18 protein-coding genes are annotated in these 19,581 nt (G+C 46.0%); 14 read left to right on the top strand and 4 right to left on the bottom strand.

The window, feature by feature from the left end; genetic code table 11:
* Positions 1-51 precede the first annotated feature (51 nt).
* The 3 genes from mpl to BM528_RS01010 are packed head-to-tail and all read left to right on the top strand — an operon-like array spanning position 52 to position 2,858.
* Entirely contained in the window at positions 52-1,404 is a 1,353-nt protein-coding gene (mpl, locus tag BM528_RS01020; protein ID WP_071978296.1) for a UDP-N-acetylmuramate:L-alanyl-gamma-D-glutamyl-meso-diaminopimelate ligase, read from the top strand.
* A gap of 12 nt (positions 1,405-1,416) precedes the next feature.
* Positions 1,417-2,049 carry a flavin prenyltransferase UbiX gene (locus tag BM528_RS01015; protein WP_071978295.1) on the top strand — a complete coding sequence of 211 codons (633 nt, stop codon included), beginning with the start codon at positions 1,417-1,419 and terminating at the stop codon, positions 2,047-2,049.
* A gap of 2 nt (positions 2,050-2,051) precedes the next feature.
* Positions 2,052-2,858 (top strand): S1/P1 nuclease, encoded by an 807-nt coding sequence (locus BM528_RS01010; protein ID WP_083595157.1) that lies wholly within the window; start codon positions 2,052-2,054, stop codon positions 2,856-2,858.
* Between the two features lie 161 nt (positions 2,859-3,019).
* Here the strand turns inward: BM528_RS01010 and rraA are convergent, their stop codons facing one another.
* Positions 3,020-3,505, bottom strand: a complete 486-nt coding sequence (gene rraA / locus BM528_RS01005) for a ribonuclease E activity regulator RraA (protein WP_071978294.1) — start codon at positions 3,503-3,505, stop codon at positions 3,020-3,022.
* 414 nt (positions 3,506-3,919) lie between these two features.
* Between rraA and BM528_RS01000 the strand changes: the two genes are divergently transcribed.
* Genes BM528_RS01000 through BM528_RS00965 form a run of 8 tightly spaced genes read left to right on the top strand, consistent with a single transcriptional unit; the run spans position 3,920 to position 10,294 of the window.
* Positions 3,920-4,432 (top strand): phosphatase PAP2 family protein, encoded by a 513-nt coding sequence (locus BM528_RS01000; RefSeq protein WP_071978293.1) that lies wholly within the window; start codon positions 3,920-3,922, stop codon positions 4,430-4,432.
* A 1-nt stretch (position 4,433) separates the two neighbouring features.
* The gene (locus BM528_RS00995) at positions 4,434-5,501 is read left to right on the top strand and encodes an MJ1255/VC2487 family glycosyltransferase (protein WP_071978292.1); all 1,068 of its coding nucleotides are present in this window, start codon (positions 4,434-4,436) and stop codon (positions 5,499-5,501) included.
* Positions 5,502-5,552: 51 nt separating this feature from the next.
* The gene (gene lptM, locus BM528_RS00990) at positions 5,553-5,747 is read left to right on the top strand and encodes an LPS translocon maturation chaperone LptM (protein ID WP_232230540.1); all 195 of its coding nucleotides are present in this window, start codon (positions 5,553-5,555) and stop codon (positions 5,745-5,747) included.
* Entirely contained in the window at positions 5,747-6,997 is a 1,251-nt protein-coding gene (gene lysA / locus BM528_RS00985) for a diaminopimelate decarboxylase (RefSeq protein WP_071978290.1), read from the top strand. Before lptM ends, lysA begins: the two co-directional genes overlap by 1 nt.
* A 35-nt stretch (positions 6,998-7,032) precedes the next feature.
* Entirely contained in the window at positions 7,033-7,863 is an 831-nt protein-coding gene (dapF, locus tag BM528_RS00980) for a diaminopimelate epimerase (protein WP_071978289.1), read from the top strand.
* Positions 7,860-8,555, top strand: coding sequence for a DUF484 family protein (locus BM528_RS00975; protein ID WP_071978288.1), 696 nt, complete (start codon positions 7,860-7,862; stop codon positions 8,553-8,555). The genes dapF and BM528_RS00975 overlap by 4 nt, the downstream gene beginning before the upstream one ends.
* Before the next feature lie 5 nt (positions 8,556-8,560).
* Positions 8,561-9,511 carry a tyrosine recombinase XerC gene (xerC, locus tag BM528_RS00970; protein ID WP_083595155.1) on the top strand — a complete coding sequence of 317 codons (951 nt, stop codon included), beginning with the start codon at positions 8,561-8,563 and terminating at the stop codon, positions 9,509-9,511.
* A 27-nt stretch (positions 9,512-9,538) separates the two neighbouring features.
* A complete protein-coding gene (locus BM528_RS00965; RefSeq protein ID WP_071978287.1) occupies positions 9,539-10,294 on the top strand; it encodes an HAD-IA family hydrolase in 756 nt (251 codons plus the stop codon).
* A gap of 96 nt (positions 10,295-10,390) precedes the next feature.
* Here the strand turns inward: BM528_RS00965 and cysE are convergent, their stop codons facing one another.
* Positions 10,391-11,191: a serine O-acetyltransferase gene (cysE, locus tag BM528_RS00960; RefSeq protein ID WP_198033584.1), complete on the bottom strand. Its 801-nt coding sequence runs from the start codon at positions 11,189-11,191 to the stop codon at positions 10,391-10,393.
* Between the two features lie 310 nt (positions 11,192-11,501).
* Between cysE and uvrD the strand changes: the two genes are divergently transcribed.
* Together uvrD and BM528_RS00950 are read left to right on the top strand one after the other, a co-directional pair.
* Positions 11,502-13,673, top strand: coding sequence for a DNA helicase II (gene uvrD, locus BM528_RS00955; protein WP_071978286.1), 2,172 nt, complete (start codon positions 11,502-11,504; stop codon positions 13,671-13,673).
* A 40-nt stretch (positions 13,674-13,713) separates the two neighbouring features.
* Positions 13,714-14,976, top strand: coding sequence for a GGDEF domain-containing response regulator (locus BM528_RS00950; RefSeq protein WP_071978285.1), 1,263 nt, complete (start codon positions 13,714-13,716; stop codon positions 14,974-14,976).
* Positions 14,977-15,007: 31 nt separating this feature from the next.
* On the opposite strand, the gene rarD is transcribed toward BM528_RS00950, so the two are convergent.
* Both rarD and BM528_RS00940 read right to left on the bottom strand, forming a co-directional pair.
* On the bottom strand, positions 15,008-15,973 hold the full coding sequence (gene rarD / locus BM528_RS00945; RefSeq protein WP_071978284.1) for an EamA family transporter RarD: 966 nt from the start codon (positions 15,971-15,973) through the stop codon (positions 15,008-15,010).
* Positions 15,974-16,176: 203 nt separating this feature from the next.
* Positions 16,177-17,514, bottom strand: a complete 1,338-nt coding sequence (locus BM528_RS00940) for a magnesium transporter (RefSeq protein WP_071978283.1) — start codon at positions 17,512-17,514, stop codon at positions 16,177-16,179.
* A 216-nt stretch (positions 17,515-17,730) separates the two neighbouring features.
* Between BM528_RS00940 and recQ the strand changes: the two genes are divergently transcribed.
* Positions 17,731-19,569, top strand: a complete 1,839-nt coding sequence (gene recQ / locus BM528_RS00935; RefSeq protein ID WP_071978282.1) for a DNA helicase RecQ — start codon at positions 17,731-17,733, stop codon at positions 19,567-19,569.
* The last annotated feature ends 12 nt before the right edge of the window (positions 19,570-19,581 follow it).

The following is a 19,581-nucleotide window of genomic DNA, read 5'->3' as shown; positions in this document are numbered from 1 at the left end:
GGCGGTTCTGATAAAGTACGCTGTAATAAATAATAATGACGAGAACGCGCTATGCACGTACATATATTAGGTATCTGCGGCAGCTTTATGGGCGGTATTGCCGCTATTGCAAAGTCACTGGGCCACAAGGTGACGGGCTCAGATACCAATGTTTATCCACCTATGAGTACGCAACTAGAAGCTCTAGGAATAGAATTAACCCAAGGGTTTGATGAAAGTCAGTTTGCGCCAATCCCCGACATTGTAATTATTGGAAATGCGCTCTCCCGCGGTAACCCAGCGGTAGAGTATGTATTAAACCGTAACTTACCCTACACCAGCGGCCCCCAGTGGCTGCTTGATAATTTATTAAAAGAAAGATGGGTTATCGGTTTGTCTGGCACCCATGGCAAAACTACTACCAGCAGCATGGTTGCTTGGATTTTAGAATATACTGGGCTGAAACCTGGATACCTTATTGGTGGCGTACCGGAAAACTTCGGCGTGTCTGCGCGTATTGGCGAGGGGCCCTTCTTTGTTATCGAAGCTGATGAGTACGACAGTGCCTTTTTTGATAAGCGCTCTAAATTTGTGCATTACCGCCCAAAAACTCTGGTTATCAACAACCTTGAGTTTGACCATGCAGATATTTTTCCTAACTTGGCTGCCATACAAACACAATTCCATCACTTGGTGAGAATGGTGCCGGAAAATGGCTTAATACTGAGTCCTTCAAACATCCCCGCTATTGAAGACACCTTACAGCAAGGCTGTTGGACACCTCGTCAGTGTCTGGGTAAACAGTGGGATAGCGAACTCGTTAACAAAGATGGAAGCGTGTTTGATGTTATTCATAACGGTGTTGTAGCAGGCCAAGTTTCGTGGTCGCTTCTGGGCAAACACAATGTCGACAATGCCTTAATGGCTATTGCTGCCGCGCATCATGCAGGCGTAGCTCTAAATGATGCTATTGAAGCGCTTGCTCACTTTAAAAATGTGAAGCGCCGTATGGAAGTAAAAGGTGTGATTAATGATATTACGGTTTACGACGATTTTGCGCATCACCCCACAGCGATAGCCACAACCCTTGAGGGGCTTCGCAATAAAGTAGGTAATCAACGCATTTTGGCCGTATTAGAGCCTCGCTCTAATACTATGAAAATGGGCATTCATAAAGATACGTTGGCAAACTCATGGCAGCAAGCCGACCATGTTTTTCTATACGAACCCAAAGCAATGGGCTGGTCGCTAACCGATGCTGCTACACAAAGTGTAGTTCCCTCACAGTGTTTTAATGAGGTAGAACAGATCGTTCAATCTCTTATCACCGTAGCACAGCCAGGCGATCATATTCTGGTGATGAGTAATGGTGGCTTTGAAGGTATTCATGAGCGTCTACTTCATGCGCTTAATAAAAAATCATAACAGGGCAAAAACATGAAACATGACAAGCAAGTCACACTTGCTATTACCGGCGCTTCGGGTGCCCCATATGCATTAACACTTTTACAGTCTTTGGTAAAAGCTGATTATCAGGTTTATGTGCTGATTTCATCGGCGGCCAAAGTAGTGTTTGCCACCGAAGAAAATGTCAAAATTCCCTCACGCCCGGAAGATGCTGCAGCTTTTTTTACTGAGCACTGTGGCGGTAAACCAGACCAAATTAAAGTATTTGGCAAAGAAGAGTGGTTTTCGCCTGTTGCGTCAGGCTCTGCTGCTCCAGCTAAAATGGTGGTATGCCCCTGTTCTACGGGTACGCTTTCAGCCATATCCATAGGCGCTAGTGACAACCTTATAGAACGGGCCGCTGATGTAGTGTTAAAAGAACGTGGACAACTTATTCTAGTTCCTCGGGAAATGCCGCTATCCTCTATTCATCTAGAAAATATGTTAAAACTGTCACAAATGGGTGCCACAATAATGCCAGCAGCGCCGGGTTTTTATCACAACCCGAAAACCATTGATGACTTGGTGGATTTTGTTGTGGCGCGCATATTAGATCATTTAGGTATAGAACAATCATTGGTGGCTCGCTGGGGCTACCAATCATCAAAACATTCAGAGGAATAACTATGTTTGCATTAGCAAATAGGACTTGCGCAGTGGCATTAAGTGCACTGTTAACAATGTGTGTGGCCACGCCGGCATTTGGGTGGGGACAAACTGGCCACCGTGTAACGGGTGCTATTGCAGAGCAATATTTAAGCCCCCTTTCTCAAGCTGCACTTATGGAGTTACTGCCTAATGGCTCGTTAGCCGAAGCGTCTACCCACGCCGATGAAATGCGCTCTAACCCCAGTGAGTTTTGGCAGAAAACCGCTACCCCTTGGCACTATGTCACGGTACCTGAAGGAAAAACCTATGTGGAAGTCGGTGCACCATCTCAGGGAGACGCATTTAGCGCGTTAGCCGAGTTTACAAAAACCTTGAAAAGCGACACTGCCAGCAACGATGAAAAGCGTTTAGCGCTGAGATTCATCGTTCATATAATTGGTGATTTACATCAGCCGCTTCATGCTGGTAATGGTACAGATCGCGGTGGAAACGATGTGAAAGTTCGCTTCTTCTGGCAAGACTCTAATTTGCATAGAGTGTGGGATTCTCAAATGTTAGATCAGCGCGCCCTGTCTTATACCGAGTGGACCGCGTGGCTAACTGAAAAAATTACCGCTGAGGATATTCGCAATTGGGCTTCAACCGACCCCTATGTATGGATAGAAGAAAGCGCAAGCATTCGCGACACCATATATCCTAGTGACGCTAACAAAATGAGCTACGACTACCTCTATAATCATTTGCCAACAGCAAAACGCCGCTTACAAATGGCTGGAATACGTATGGCCATGTATCTTAATGAAGTGTTTGAGAGCAGCAAATAAATAGCACAAAAAAGACCCTATTTAGCACGCTTAAATAGGGTCTTTTTCTTTGTAGTCGTAATAGTCGCGGCGCTCTGCACTCATCGATTGTCTAATCGAACTAAATGAAACGAACTAAATGAATCGAGGCCACCGAACCGATAGCACTTGTGCGTGTTGACCTAATCTAAATCTAGCGGTTCTGGCGACAGAATAACCCCTGTACTATCTGCATAGAGATGATCTTCTGGCAAAAAGGTAACGCCGCCAAAATTAACCGGAATATCTACATCACCAATGCTTTCTGAGTCTGCGTTTACCGGAATAGCAGCCACCGCTAATACACCTATATCCAGCTCGGCTAGGCTATCAATCTCTCGTACACTGCCGTAACACACCACACCTTCCCAATCGTTATCGATAGCAATTTGTGCAGAAGTTGCATCAAACAGAGCCCTGCGCGTAGAGCCACCGCCATCGATAAGCAGTACTTTTCCACCACCAGGTTGAGCAAGCACGCGGTCGACTAAGCCTCTATCTTCAAAACACTTAATCGTTGTAATTTCACCGCCAAAGGAATATCGCCCACCAAAGCTCGCAAAAATAGGATCTACCACATCCACGCTGTCTGCAAACAAGTCGCATAATTCTGAAGTGTTGTATTCCATGGCCCTGCCTTAGGTTAGTTTGTTTAATTGAGTATTCGGATGAATATTCATATGGTGCTCTATCTCTCTAGCATAGCACTAATTTTAGCGTTGAAAATGCTTGTTTTAGTCGGTTTGATTAAATTCTTTTCGCTCTTTATTTGCATTTCACTGTACGCAAACTGAAAGACCAGTGACAAATTGATTAAAGCTCTACCCGGTACCGCTTCTAAACCAAAATGAGCACGCATATTGCTTTACATATATCACCTTAATGTGAGCAGCTACCCTTTAAAAGTGGTCAGGTGATACGAAAAACATCTCAAGCCTACCAGTCTCACATTGTAAGAAATGTTTCTTCTTTCTGTCACCCATCAGTCACAGAAGCCCTTTAACGTGTTCGATAAGTAACCAATAGAGGACAGGGTCTAACCCATGAAATCCTTGACTAAATACGATACAGACTTATTTTACCGGCTATATAGACTGACTCAAAAAAGAGACTGTCGCGCTATTGTATGGCTATCTAAAACCGGCGATGGTTATTTATATCTTGTTATTGGTGCGTTGCTGTGGGCATTTGAGCCCCAACACGGTGAGATATTTTTGTACACCGCGCTAATGGCATACGCCCTAGAGCTTCCTATTTATGTATTGCTGAAAAAAACCTTTAAACGCCCTCGCCCCTGCGATTTCTTAACCAACTTTAGTGCACATATTACGCCCTCAGACAAATTCTCTCTTCCTTCTGGGCACACTGCGGCAGCATGGCTCATGGCCAGTATCGTTGCGCATTTTTATCCGTCATTTTCTGTACTGGTTTACAGTTGGGCTGCGCTTATTGGTTTATCGAGAGTGCTCCTCGGTGTGCATTATCCATCAGATGTTGTTGCAGGAGCCTTGCTTGGTGTTGCGATAGCATTCTTAAGCACGACAATATTGGTATAATATGAAACTACTTTATGGTGTGCAGGGCACCGGCAATGGCCATATTGCCCGAGCGCGGATCATGGCTGCAGCATTTGCACAGCGAGACGACATAGATGTCGATTTTGTCTTTTCGGGTAGAGCACCCGAGCGCTATTTCGATATGGAAGTTTTTGGTAACTACCAAACGCTAACGGGTTTAAGCTTTATCTACAAAGACGGCAAAGTCAGAAAATGGGATACGGTTAAGCAAGCCAACATCCGTCAGTTTATCGGCGATGTTAAACGCTTCAACACCAGTCAATATGATTTGCTGATCAACGACTTCGAACCTGTCACTGCATGGGCCGCCAAACGCCAGGGCTTGCCTTCGATATCAATAAGTCACCAGGCAGCATTTGCTTATAATGTTCCCAAAAGCGGCAACTCGATGTTCGACACCGCACTAATGGCAACATTTGCACCAACAAAACACAAAATTGGCGTACATTGGTATCATTTCAACCAGCCCATCATTCCGCCTTTCGTTGTTGATAAGGCGATATCGCACAGCAAATCTAATCATATTCTGGTTTATCTGCCTTTTGAAAACATCGATGATATTAGAGATATGCTAGAGCCACTGGCCGACCAAACCTTTGTTTGTTTTCACCCTGATATTGAACAAGCCAGTACTGAAGGGCATATACAGTGGAATCCCACATCAAAAGTCCACTTTCATAGAGCGTTGCAAAGCTGTGGAGGTGTTGTAGCCAACGGCGGGTTTGAGTTATCAAGCGAAGCGTTGCAGTTAGGTAAAAAGCTATTGATAAAGCCTCTCCATGGGCAGTTCGAACAACTATCCAATGTATTTATGCTTCATAGCCTCAAATTGTGCCAGCCATTATTTCAGCTAGACACCGATGTACTTGAAGAATGGTTATCCTCGCCTGAAAATGAGCCTATAACTTTTCCAGATAACGCCAATTTGCTTATAGACTGGATAAAGCAAGGTAACTATTCAGACACCAAAACCCTGTGTGAAACCCTATGGAAACACGTCCAATACGGAGATAAAACGCGAGAACGTTTATTGTCTCTTGCAATTTAATACCGCAATGCGATGATAGCGGCATTTATCGTATTCATTGCGGGATTTTCTGTGCTTAATAAGTTGGCTGTTTTTCTGCTTATCCTTACTGCATTAAGCGGTTGTGGTTATAAAGGGGCGCTGTACATTCCAGACGCCCCAACGCAAAATTCGCCCCCGCCCTCAAGCGCCACCCAAGGCGATTCTGAGCAAGGGCCCAACACAAAAAGTACTGCACCTGCCTCTATATCTGGAGAGACTAACTAGTGGATTACTTTGCCTACAAGCAAGGTCAGCTTTTCGCTGAAGACGTTGCCGTTTCCGACATTGCAGCCGAGCACGGCACACCAGTTTATATTTATTCACGGGCAACACTAGAGCGTCATTGGCATGCATTTAACGATGCTATAGGCGACCACCCACACCTCATTTGCTATGCCGTTAAAGCTAACTCAAACATAGGCGTATTGAGTGTATTGGCAAAACTTGGTTCCGGTTTTGATATTGTTTCTGCTGGCGAACTGGCCAGAGTTATTGAAGCCGGAGGCAGCGCCAACAAGGTTGTCTTTTCAGGCGTAGGCAAGAAGCATGACGAAATACGATATGCACTGCAGCAGGGTATAATGTGCTTTAACGTAGAGTCAGAGCCTGAATTACATCGCATAAACGAAGTGGCCGGTGAGTTAGGCGTTAAAGCTCCTATTTCACTTCGCATTAATCCCGATGTCGATGCAAAAACTCATCCTTATATCTCTACTGGGCTGAAGGCAAACAAATTTGGTATTGCGCGAGAAAATGCACTGGCCACCTACGAATTAGCAGCCTCATTGCCCAACCTTAATGTAGTGGGCATGGACTGTCACATAGGCTCTCAGCTAACTGAAATTGGTCCATTTGTTGATGCATTAGAGCGCCTGCTTGTGCTCATAGACGAGCTGGCCGAGCGCAATATTATTATCGAACATCTCGATGTGGGCGGTGGTTTAGGCGTTACTTATAACGATGAAGAACCTCCTCACCCCAGAGCGTATGCTGCAGCCATGGCCGAAAAAATGGTAGGCCGCGAGTCGTTAAAACTCATTCTCGAGCCAGGTCGTGCCATTGCTGCGAATGCAGGCATATTGGTTACTGAAGTTGAGTTTATCAAACAAGGCGAAGAAAAAAGTTTCGCCATTGTAGACGCTGCGATGAACGATTTACTTCGCCCTGCTTTGTATTCAGCATGGCAAAACATTATTCCCGTACAAGAGCACAGCGACGCCGAACCCAACACATATGATGTCGTTGGCCCGGTGTGCGAAACCGGTGACTTTATCGGTAAAGATAGAACGCTTGCCATAAAACCTACCGATTTACTGGCAGTTCGCAGCGCGGGCGCCTATGGTTTTGTTATGGCCTCAAACTACAACAGTCGCTGTCGCCCAGCCGAGATTATGGCCGATGGTGAAACGGCTATTGTTGTACGCGAGCGAGAAATTCAAAAAGATCTCTGGAAAGGTGAGCACAAACTTCCGTAAACTAGAGACAAATATAAGATTAAGACGCACCGTTAATGCAGGTTCAATTTTCTAAAATGCACGGTTTGGGCAACGATTTCATGGTTATTGATAACGTTACCCAAAATGTATTTTTCTCAAAAGATAAAATAAAACAGCTGGCCGACCGGAACTTTGGCATTGGTTTCGACCAATTACTGATGGTTGAGCCACCTTATGACCCAGAGCAAGACTTTCACTATCGCATTTTTAATGCCGATGGGTCGGAAGTGGAACAGTGTGGCAACGGCGCTCGCTGTTTCGCACGTTTCGTGAGGCAACACGGGCTCATCAGTCGCAACAAAATTGTAGTAAGCACAAAAGCCGGGAAAATGGTGCTGTATCTTGAGAAAGATGGCCAGGTTACCGTGAATATGGGCAAGCCTATGTTCGAACCCGCCTCTGTGCCCCTTAAGGCCAACAAGCAAGAAAATACCTATATTTTGCGCTTGGGCGATAAAACCTTGTTTATTGGTGCCGCCTCTATGGGCAATCCCCACTGTGTAATGGAAGTGGACGATGTTGATACGGCGCTAGTCCACGAGATTGGCCCAGCGGTAGAGAAGCATGAGCGGTTTCCAGAAGGCGTTAATGTTGGCTTTATGCAGGTAATCAACGAATCACACATTAAGCTTCGTGTATTTGAGCGCGGCTCAGGGGAAACTTTGGCCTGTGGCAGCGGCGCATGCGCGGCAGTTGCAATTGGTCAAATACAAGGTAAATTAGGAAAAGATGTGCGGGTAGATTTGCCTGGCGGCAGCTTGCGAATTCGCTGGCCAGGGCCAGATAGCGTGATGAAAATGACAGGGCCTGCTGAACACGTATACGACGGACAAATAACAATATGAGCGAATTACTCGGGCAATCTAACGCCACTCAAATTATTGAGCCCTTTAACGACACCTCGGCGCTCACTCCAGCGCAGGTGCGCGATTACTTGTTAGAAAACCCCGAGCTTTTCGTGCAATATCCAGAACTCCTTGAAAAGATAAAGTTTCCACACGAGCAGAAAGGCAGCGTGTCGTTAGTTGAAATTCAGGGTGAGCAACTGAGAAAAAAAGTGCGTCAGCTTAACCTCAAGCTCAACCAATTGGTGTCTATCGCCAAACAAAACGAAAAAATATACCGCGTTTACACAGACCTAAACGTTCAACTTCTGCGCTGTGAAAGCGTTGCCGAGGTTCAGTTTACTCTTGAGGATGTCTTGCAAGAGCGTTTGCAGCTATCTTCAGCGGTCATCAAAAGCTTTAAAGGCCCTCATGCGATCCCCGAATTACAACAGCGATTGTTTACCGAAAAGCGGTTTAAACAGTCTAACTTCTTTTTCGGACGTCTTTCGCAGCACGAGCGTCAATTGTTGTTTGGAGAAAGTAGCGCAGAGTCAGTGGCTCTGATGATTCTTGGTGATAACCGCGACCTTGGCATTTTGGGAATAAGCAGCAGCGACGCCAGTCATTTCACGCCTGATATGGACACGCTATTACTTCAGCAGCTACAGCAGGTACTCAACATTATCTTACCCGACATGATGGGGTACTAATTTCTGTGTCTCACGACGCATCGCAAAACTCTTCTCAAAACCTAATCAGTGACGCATGTCAACACTGGATTGATAAATTTTTATTGCATTTGCAGGTAGAGCGCGGACTCTCCGGCCATACGGTTAAAAATTACAGCCGCCAGCTAACCGAAGTAGCCAAACTATTGAATCTGCACGAATGGTCTGGGCTAACACCTAGCGACATCAAACGTGTGATGGCCGACGGAAAAATGTCGGGACACAGCGCGCGAAGTATTGCGCTTCGCCTCTCAGCACTGCGCACATTTTGCCATTACCTTATTGAGCATCAGCAGCTTTTCAGCAACCCATTAGAAGGTATCCAAGCACCCAAGCAAGGCAAGCCTTTACCTAAACAACTTAGTGTGGATGAAATGCAGCAGTTGCTCGGCGCACAAACAGGCAGTGAAGATGACGAGGGCATGCAACTGCGCGACAACGCCATGTTTGAGTTAATGTACGGCTGTGGATTGCGGTTGAATGAGTTGACAGGGCTTGACCTTGCCGACTGCCTAAAAGACGGTACGATTAGGGTAACGGGCAAAGGCAGTAAGCAGAGAATACTCCCACTTGGTAGACACGCACAAAAAGCACTTAATGCCTGGTTAAAGGCTAGGCCAGCCTATGCATCTCCTTATGAAAGTGCCGTGTTCGTAAGCAAACGCAAAACCCGGATATCAAATCGGCAGGTTGCAAACAGACTGGATAAAATGGCACAAACCCAATCAATTTCGCAGAAAGTCAGCCCTCACAAACTGCGCCATTCCTTTGCTACCCACGTACTAGAGTCAAGCGGTGACTTACGAGCCGTTCAAGAGTTGCTAGGGCACGCAAATTTATCTACTACACAGGTTTATACGCATCTCGACTTTCAGCATCTTGCGAATGTTTACGACGCTGCCCACCCCCGTGCACATAAAAGTAAAAACGACAAATAAACACACAATATTAAGGCTAGCCAGTTTATGCAGTTTTTTAAACCCGTTAACAAGGTGAAGGCCATGACCTTCGATCTTGACGATACGCTTTACGATAATGAACCGGTTATAAGACAGGCTGAGGCCGCGTTAGCTGCTCACTTAGCCGAGCACCACCCTCATGCGGCCACGCTCTCACCCCGTAATTGGTATGATTTAAAATGTGCCGCAATTAGACTAGACCCTCGCTTGGGATCTGACATGGGGCAACTGCGCAAAGTTATACTTACTGCAGCGCTGTCAGGCAAAAACTCAAGTACACTTTGCGTTGAAATAGCTAACGATGACAGTCACAACAGTCAGCTCAAGCAGGAAGTAGAAGCCTGTTTTAACTGTTTTTATGATGCGCGAAGCAATTTGACGCTAGCGCCAGATGTGCACCACATTCTTCAACACCTAAGCACACGCATGCCGCTTATTGGCATAACCAATGGCAATGTTGATGCGGATAAAATAGGGATTACGCCCTATTTTGACACTATCTTGCACGCAAGCCTGACACGCCCTATGAAGCCGGCAGTAGGCATGTTTAACGAGGCAGCAGCACTGTTAGAACTACCAGCTAGCCATATTTTACATGTGGGAGATAATCTTGTTAAGGATGTGTTGGGCGCAGTGAACGCAAACTTCCAAGCCGCTTGGTTCGCCTGCAATCGGCCCATGGATTTACACAATGAGCCGGTGTCGGTACTGCCTCACGTTGCGCTAAGCAGTTTATCTGACCTCGCTTATTTCTGTGAATAACAAACAGCCACGCTAATGGGCTAATGCCAGATCAGCATAAGATAGGTGTTAAGCGTTATCCTCTTTAGGTGTTGTCTTCTTTAGACGTTGTCCTCTTTAAGCATTGTCTTCTAGCACATTTTGCTGCATAGACTCGCAGGGGTTTTGGCAAATGGGCCGACCTACTACTTTTGCCGGTACACCTACTACGGTAACGTGGGGCGGAACGTTATTTAGCACCACACTGCCGGCGCCTACTTTAGAGCCCTCGCCAATTTCAATATTACCCAGTATTTTTGCACCAGCGCCCACTAGCACACCCTGTCGAATTTTAGGGTGGCGGTCGCCAGACTCGTTACCCGTACCGCCTAGTGTCACGCTTTGAAGAAGTGACACATTGTCTTCTATCACGGCTGTTTCACCTACAACAATGCCGGTGGCGTGGTCGAACATAACGCCTTTACCAATTTGTGCAGCCGGATGGATGTCTACGCTGAAGCTTGCCGAGTTACGGCTTTGAAGGAAAAGCGCTAGCTGGTGACGATTATGCATCCACAAATAATGTGCCATTCGGTGAACCTGCACCGCGTGAAAGCCTTTAAAATGGAGCAATGGCGTAAGATAGTCATCAACAGCAGCGTCGCGAGCTTTTATCGCTAAAATATCTGCCATTGCTGCCTCGCTAATGCCAGGCTCTAACAAATAAGCCTCGTCAAACACCTCACGAATAGCTAATGCAGGCATAACATCGTCGGCCATTTTGTTAGATAAAATAAAACTTAAGCACGACTCAAAGTTATGGTGAGCCAATACACTGGCGTGAACATAGCTCGATAACAAGGGTTCGTTATCAGCGACTACTTTTGCTTCTTGTTTCAAGGTTGACCAAAAATCGATGGGCATAGAAAGAGAAGTCATGGCATTTCCTGTTGGTGTATATCGCAGACGTCATAAACGATTGTCTTTGCCTAAAAGCGCAAAACGTTTGAAGAACCGAGTGTAGGACTCAGAGTTTACCTGAGATTACAGAATATCAATATAACACTAGTACCCAAGGTGAAGTTTTTTCGATCAACAAAGCTAAACAATTTCGTATTAGTTATTCCATTTAAGAACACTTAAAACTGCATTTTAAACGCGCAAAACTGGACTGTATAAATTAACAGGCAGCTGGCATAATAGCGGCGCGTTTAATTTGTATATGAAATAAGATAATAGGTGCCACACTATGGATGTATCCAGACTGCTAGATGAGCTAAACGACAAACAGCGTGAGGCTGTAGCAGCACCACTTTCAAACGCGCTTGTTTTGGCCGGCGCAGGAAGTGGCAAAACGCGGGTATTGGTGCATCGCATTGCATGGCTTATGGAAGTCGAGAATATCGCCCCCTTCTCAATTCTAGCCGTAACCTTTACGAATAAAGCCGCAAAAGAAATGCGCGGACGAATAGAGTCGTTAATGGGCAGAAGCCTGCACAACATGTGGATTGGCACCTTCCACGGCTTGGCACATCGCTTATTACGAGCCCATCACGCTAAAGCGAAATTACCTGAAAATTTTCAAATTATCGATTCAGACGACCAATACCGCCTTATCCGTCGCATACTAAAAGCCATGAACTTAGACGAAAAGCATTATCCGCCCCGTCAAATTCAGTGGTACATAAACGGCAATAAAGACGAAGGCTTGCGCCCGCAACACATTGAAACCCATGGCGATCATATTCAGAAAACCATGCGTGAAGTGTATACCGCTTATCAAGACGCCTGCGACCGCTCTGGCCTGGTAGACTTTGCTGAACTATTGCTTCGTGCCCACGAACTATGGGCGAAAAATCCAGAAGTGCTAGCGCATTACCAACGTCGATTTCGAGCTGTGTTGGTAGACGAATTCCAAGATACCAACAACATTCAATACGCCTGGCTGCGCATGCTGTGCAGCGGCGATAATAACAATATTATGATTGTTGGCGACGACGACCAATCGATTTACGGCTGGCGTGGCGCTAACGTAGACAACATTCAGCACTTCTTAAAAGACTTCGAATCACCTGCCACCATTCGCTTAGAACAGAATTATCGTTCCACCGGCAACATCTTAAAAGCAGCCAACACGGTAATCGACAACAATACTGGTCGTTTAGGTAAAGAGTTGTGGACAGAAGATAAGCAGGGCGAGCTTATCTCGGTGTACGCGGGGTTTAACGAACTAGATGAAGCCCGTTTTATCGTATCAAAAATTAAAGACTGGCTAAATCAGGGCCATGCGCTTAGTGATACCGCCATTTTATATAGAAACAACGCACAATCTCGTGTTTTAGAAGAAGCGTTACTTCACGAGGGTTTGGCGTATCGTATTTACGGTGGTCTACGATTCTTCGAGCGTCAAGAAATTAGAGATGCACTTGGCTATATGCGCATGGTAAGCCACCCTCACGATGATGCGGCTTTCGAGCGCGTGGTGAATACACCAAGTCGCGGTATTGGCGAAAAAACGCTGTCGCAAATTCGCGAGACCGCACGCTCTCACAACTGTTCCATGTGGCAGGCTAGCCAGCTACTTATTAACGAAGCCAGTTTGAAAGGTCGTGCCCTTAACGCCATTCAAAGTTTTGTGTTGCTAGTGACAGAGCTTGAGCAATCAACGGTTGATGACCCCCTTGAACAACAAGCAGATAAAGCAATACGCCAGTCTGGGCTCTACGCTATGTATCAGTCTGAACGCGGTGAAAAAGCCCAAGCGCGCCTGGAAAACTTGGAAGAACTGGTTACCGCATGTAAAACCTTTATTGTGCCCGATGAAGCTGAAGAAATGACGCCGCTAGCAGCGTTTTTAGCTCATGCATCGTTGGAAGCGGGCGATACACAAGCCGATAAAGACCAGGATGCGGTGCAAATGATGACCATACACACAGCGAAAGGCCTCGAGTTTCCGCTCGTGTTTTTAGCGGGTGTAGAAGAAGGCATGTTCCCCAGTCAAATGACCAATGATGAACCAGGCAGAATGGAAGAAGAGCGTCGTCTCTGCTATGTTGGTATGACTCGGGCTATGCAAAAGTTGTATATCACTTATGCCGAAAGTCGTAGATTATATGGTCAAGACAAATACCATACAGCGTCGCGCTTTATTCGTGAAATGCCCGATGATTGCATTGAAGAGGTTCGGCTAAAGTCGACGATATCGCGCCCCGTGCACAACAGATTTAGCCCAATGACGTCTCATGCGTCATTTGAAGAAACCGGCTTTAAGTTGGGCGAACGTGTGGTGCATCGCAAGTTTGGTGAGGGTATTGTGCTGAATTATGAAGGCAGCGGTGAGCACGCGCGCGTGCAAGTCAACTTTGATGAATTTGGCAGTAAGTGGCTGGTTCTCGCCTACGCAAAACTGGATAAAGCGTAGTACTAACACGGCAAGGTAGCCTGTATCTAAGTTGGATTATATGCAGCAACATGTGCTGGTCATTGAAAATGGCGATAACAACCTTGAAATTATATCGAGGCTGGTGAGGCGTGCAGGCTTAACCCCTGTCGGTGCTACCTCGCTTATGGAAGGGCGCGCTCGTTTCGCACAAAACACACCCGAAACTTTCTTATGCGCTATTATTGCTTATTCTTTGCCAGACGCACCGAAGGGCGAAGCTATCGACTTTGCCATTAACGCATACATTCCTACTATTGCCACCACGGAAAGTTTAGACACGCTCATTCGAGACAAAGTGCTCGAGCGGGACGTTGTCGACTATATTCCCAAAGAGAACGCGCAAAATTACGATTATCTTATCCGCCTTATAGCAAGGCTTGAGAAAAACAAATCTACTGGCGTTGTGGTTGTAAGTACCAACAGGGTACAGCGGACCCGAACGCTTTCCCTGCTTGAACGCCACAACTTCGTTGTTTATGAGTGCATTACAGCAAGTGAAGCCATGAGTGCCCTTTCCGACCACAAGCATATTAGATTGGTTATTACAGATAACACGCTTCCCGATATGTCGGGCACGGTATTTGTGGCGAGTTTACGAAAAGCATTTTCAAAAGAGCAACTGGCTATAATGGGCATTGCCGGCGGCCAAGGCATGCTAATGTCGGCGCACTTTATCAAAAGCGGAGCAAATGACTTTTTGCGGATACCCTATTGCCACGAAGAGTTTTTGTGCCGGGTTATGCAAAACGTGGAATATATTGAGAGTGTTGAAGCCATTAGACGCGCTGCAAATACCGACTATTTGACGGGTTTACCAAATAGAAGACATTTCTTTTATACCGTTACTATGCAGCATCAGCAGCTTTCAGATGAGCACGCATTGGCACTTATCGACCTTGATTTCTTTAAGTCTATCAACGATACCCACGGCCACGATGCGGGTGATGCCGTGCTTAAGGCAGTTGCCGCATTGATAGAGTTCTACTTTCCAGATGAAATTATTTCTAGATTCGGCGGTGAAGAGTTTTGTATTTACCTACCAGACACGCCCTTTAGTGAGGCTTATGAGCGGCTTGACGATTTTAGAAAGGTGGTAGAAGCTGAAGCTATTGAGCTACCAAAAACCACCACTCATATTACCTGCAGTATAGGTATGAGCGGAACCACCACACAGCGAATAGACAATCTCATCAGTGATGCAGACAAACAGCTTTATGCTGCTAAAAACAGCGGTCGCAACAAAGTCATGTTCGATAAAACCGCGCATTTAGCTTTTGAATAGAGCGCAGAGCCAACCTTTTTAAATACCGAAGTTACCGTCGCTGTTCTTGCATTTTCTTCTCTTGCATAGCCTGATCCTGCATTTTCTTAACCTGCACTCTTGCCTCAATTCGCTGTCTGCGAAAGTGAAATATAGAGTCTGCACTGAATACCGCTAACGCTAACCACACAAATGCAAAGGTGGTGAGTCGTGCCTCTTCTAACGGCTCGCCATAAAGGTAAACCGCTAAAATAAACATTAGCGTTGGGCCAATATATTGGAAGAAACCTAGGGTGGAATACATAATTCGGCGTGCCGCGGCGGTAAAGCACAGCAAAGGCGCGGTGGTAACAATACCCGCAGCGAAAATGAGCACGTTTAAATCGATGCTATTGTTGAGTAAGTTACTGTATTCAGACCCGTAAAGTATCCAATATCCTATCGCCAATGGAGATAGCATGAGGGTCTCGATAAACAAGCCAGGTAAGGAGTCTACCGCCACCTGCTTGCGTAAAAGCCCATAAACACTAAAGCTAGAAGCTAACACCAGCGCAATCCACGGTATTTCACCGTATGAAATAACCAAAATAGCTACACCAACCACAGCCAATATCACAGCGCTTCTCTGCAGCGTTCGCAACCTTTCTTGAAGAAAAATACGCCCTAGAAAGACATTAATGAGGGGGTTGATGTAATAGCCTAAGCTGGCATCAAGAAGGTGGTCGTTGTTGATGGCCCAAATAAACAGCAGCCAGTTAGCTCCAAGTAATAGGCCAGCAAAAAACAGAATTGTCATTACCCGCTTGTTTTTTAATGCGGTTATTACTTTCGGCCACTGTTTAAGCACCGCAATAAAGCCAACAAGCAGCACCACAGACCAAATAACCCTGTGCATTAATATTTCAGCCGCAGGCAGCACCATCAACTGCTTAAAGTAAACAGGTGCTACACCCCACATACTGTAGGCGGCTATTGCACAAATAACGCCTACTTGGGCGGCGGAAGCGGGCTTAGACAATGGTGGCTCCAAAATGAAAATAGGCAAAAAAGCGCGCTATTGTTTATTACAAATGCAGAATTCACAAGCACTGTCTTGTATATCGCCACATAATGTAGCGCTATACAGCGGCCTAAATGCAGTACCTAATGCAGAATAAATGCGTTAAACATTTTTAACGCACACTATTATTATTCACTGCCGCTGACTTTAGTTCGCGCTTACTAGAGCAGAAATAGCGTACCTAAACCGAGGAAAGCAACAAAGCCTACTATGTCGGTCACCGTTGTGAGTATCACGGAGCCAGAGAGCGCAGGGTCTATCTTAAGCTTGTCGAGGATAATAGGCACAAACACACCGGCTAGCGCCGCAGCTACAATATTGAACAAGATAGCAAAGCAAATAACCACGCCAAGCATAATATCGGTAAACCAAAAATAGGCGACTATACCAATAACCAAGGCCCAAATTACGCCATTCACGCCCCCTACTTTGAGCTCTTTTATCATTAAGGCTTTTATATTCGCGGGGGTAACTTGCCCAAGGGCCAAGCCCCTAACAATGAGCGTTAACGTTTGGCTACCGGCTATACCGCCCATGCTGGCTACCACTGGCATTAACACAGCTAATGCCACTACCTGCTGTAGCGTGCCTTCAAACAAACCGATAAACCACGATGCCATAAACGCCGTTAACAGGTTTATACCAAGCCAAAGCGCTCTGTTTTTGGCACTCTTTGCAACAGGGGAGAACAAATCTTCGTCTTCATCCATACCCGCTGATGCCATAACTTGGCGCTCATAAAACTCGTTAACAAGCTCGCTTGCCGAGGTAATATCCAGCCTGCCAAGAAGCGTGTTGTTTTCATCTACCACGGGCAGTGAGGCTAGCCCAGAGCGCTGAACGGTTATCGATGCATTCATAGCATCATCTTCACCTTTAAACGTGGTGATGTTTTCTTCCGCAAGTGCAAGCAGCGATTTGTCTTCTTCAGCCGAAAACAGCTTATTTATTTTAACAAGCGCTGTAAATTGCCCCGTTCGATTCACTAAATAGATACTGTCGCAATGCTGAGGAACGTCTTTTTTCAACAAGCGTAGCGCCTCTCTCACCTTCGCGTTAGAAGGAAGCACAAGCTGTTCGTGATTAACCCAGTGCCCTATTTGGTTATCTGGAAAAAGGGACGCCTCTCTAAAGTATTTACGTTCTTTTGAATCAAGAGATTCGTAGGCCAAATCCACAAGGCGCTTGGGAAGTGAATCTAAAAGCTCGAGTAAATCATCGGCATAAATATCAGCAAAAATGGAGGCCCACTCATTGTGAGGCGTATTATCAATGAGGATTTCACGAGGATCGCTACGCATCTCTACCAGTACGTTAAGCTTTTGCTCTCGTGGTATCCCTTCCCAAACCACTAAACGAGGCTCTACGGGCAGCGATTCAAGCAAGGTGGCGATATAAACATCGTCTTGACCGTTAAGCGCTGCTAATAGCGATGCAGGATCTTCGGCCATACCTTCAGCGACAATCTCTTCGATTAAATCTGGTAGTTGATCAGCCACACTCATACTCCTGTGAACACGCACTTATTAAATTGCTACCATCTAGAATATCATGTTGATACAAATGAAAATACTGACAGGTTATTTTCAATACGTGACAACAAAACGGTTTATCCACTTATTTTTCAGTAGCCAAAAATTTTCGCGCTGAATTTTAGTCTAGTTTTTGCAATTGCCCCGTGAAGCCAAGCCAAAAAAAGCGTAAGATCCCAGGCTATGACAACTGCATTAGCTACTAGCGACTTACCAGCCCATTCACATAACGCCGTGTCTCCAGAAAGCGTCCTAAAAGATGTCTTTGGTTACGGCGAGTTTCGCGATGGTCAAGGAGAAGTCATTCACCATGTGTGCCAAGGGGGGGACGCGCTGGTGTTGTTACCCACCGGCGGCGGCAAGTCGTTGTGTTACCAAATTCCTGCCTTAGTTCGTGAAGGCACAACCATTGTTGTATCGCCACTGATATCGTTAATGCAGGATCAGGTAGAACAGCTCAAAGCCCTTGGTGTTAAAGCCGACTACCTCAACTCCACGTTAGATGCCGAGACACAGGCAAACATTAACGATTCGCTGATTACCGGAAAACTCGACCTCCTGTACGTTTCTCCGGAAAGGCTAATGCAATACGCTTTTCAGCAATTGCTTGGTCGCGCCTCCATAGCACTGTTTGCTATTGATGAAGCACACTGCGTTTCCCACTGGGGGCACGACTTCCGACAAGACTATAGGGCGCTAGGTAAAATAAAGTCTCGCTTTTCACATATCCCTGTTATTGGCCTTACTGCGACTGCAGATACGGCCACTCAAGCCGATATTTTAACGCAGCTCAACTTAAACGCGCCTTTAGTTTACAAAGGCAGCTTTGATCGGCCAAATATTCGCTACCGCGTTATGTCCAAATACAAAGCCTTCGACCAAGTTGTAAGTTATGTAAAGCAACAGGAAGGTAGCGGAATTATTTACTGCAATAGCCGCGCAAAAGTTGACGACCTACACGCCAAATTATTCAGACTGGGCTTTCGCTGCGCCGCCTACCATGCAGGAATGGACAGTGATGAGCGCGAGTTGGTACAGCGTCAGTTTCTCAATGACAAAATAGATATCGTTGTTGCTACCGTTGCCTTTGGCATGGGTATAAATAAATCCAACGTGCGCTATGTTGTTCACCACGACGTACCCCGCAGTGTCGAAAGCTATTATCAAGAAACCGGACGGGCTGGTCGAGATGGGCTTGAATCTGAAGCATTGCTGCTGTTTGACGAAAAAGACGCAGCAAGGGTAAAGCAGTGGATAGAACAGGGGGAAAGTGGCGATAGAAACCATATTGAACTTCAAAAGTTCGCCGCCATGGAGGCTTTTTCCGAGGCACAAACTTGCCGAAGACAGGTATTGTTAAATTACTTTTCCCAATTTAGCGATAGCGCATGTGGCAACTGCGATATATGCCTAGATCCGCCTAAAATGATAGACGGGCTGGTAATTGCTCAAAAAGTCTTATCATGCATATTGCGTTTGTCGCAACAGGCCTCAAGCCAGTACATTATTGATGTATTACGCGGCAAGCAGCTTAAAAAGCTTCAAGAGGCAGGACACCATAAACTGTCTACCTATGGTATTGGCAAAGATAAATCGGATAGCTACTGGCACAACATTTTAAATCAGCTTGTGCACAAAGGTCTTATTCGCGTCGATATCACCGCCTATGCAGCACTGCGCTTAACAGAGGCCGCGCGCCCAGTACTTAAAGGAGAGGTGCCGGTACAGCTAGCGGTACCAAGATTGGAATTCAAGCCCGATAAAAAGACTAAGCAAGCACCAGCAAATTACGACCGCACATTATTCACTCGGCTTAAGCACCTGCGTAAAGTATTGGCGGAAGAAAATGAGGTACCGCCATACGTTGTGTTTAGCGACGCGACTCTTGTAGACATGGCCTGCAAGCTGCCCGTAAACCGCACTACTCTGCTAGAAGTGAGCGGCGTAGGGCAAACTAAACTCGACAGGTACGGCGACGCCTTTATAAAACTCATCGACGACTATATTCATAGAGACAGCTAGAGCCATAGAGAC

This window comes from Alteromonas sp. RW2A1, from assembly GCF_001886475.1.
GTDB lineage: Bacteria > Pseudomonadota > Gammaproteobacteria > Enterobacterales > Alteromonadaceae > Alteromonas > Alteromonas hispanica.
The sequence above is the reverse complement of the archived record's forward strand: the minus strand, read 5'-3'. Positions and strand labels throughout refer to the sequence as shown.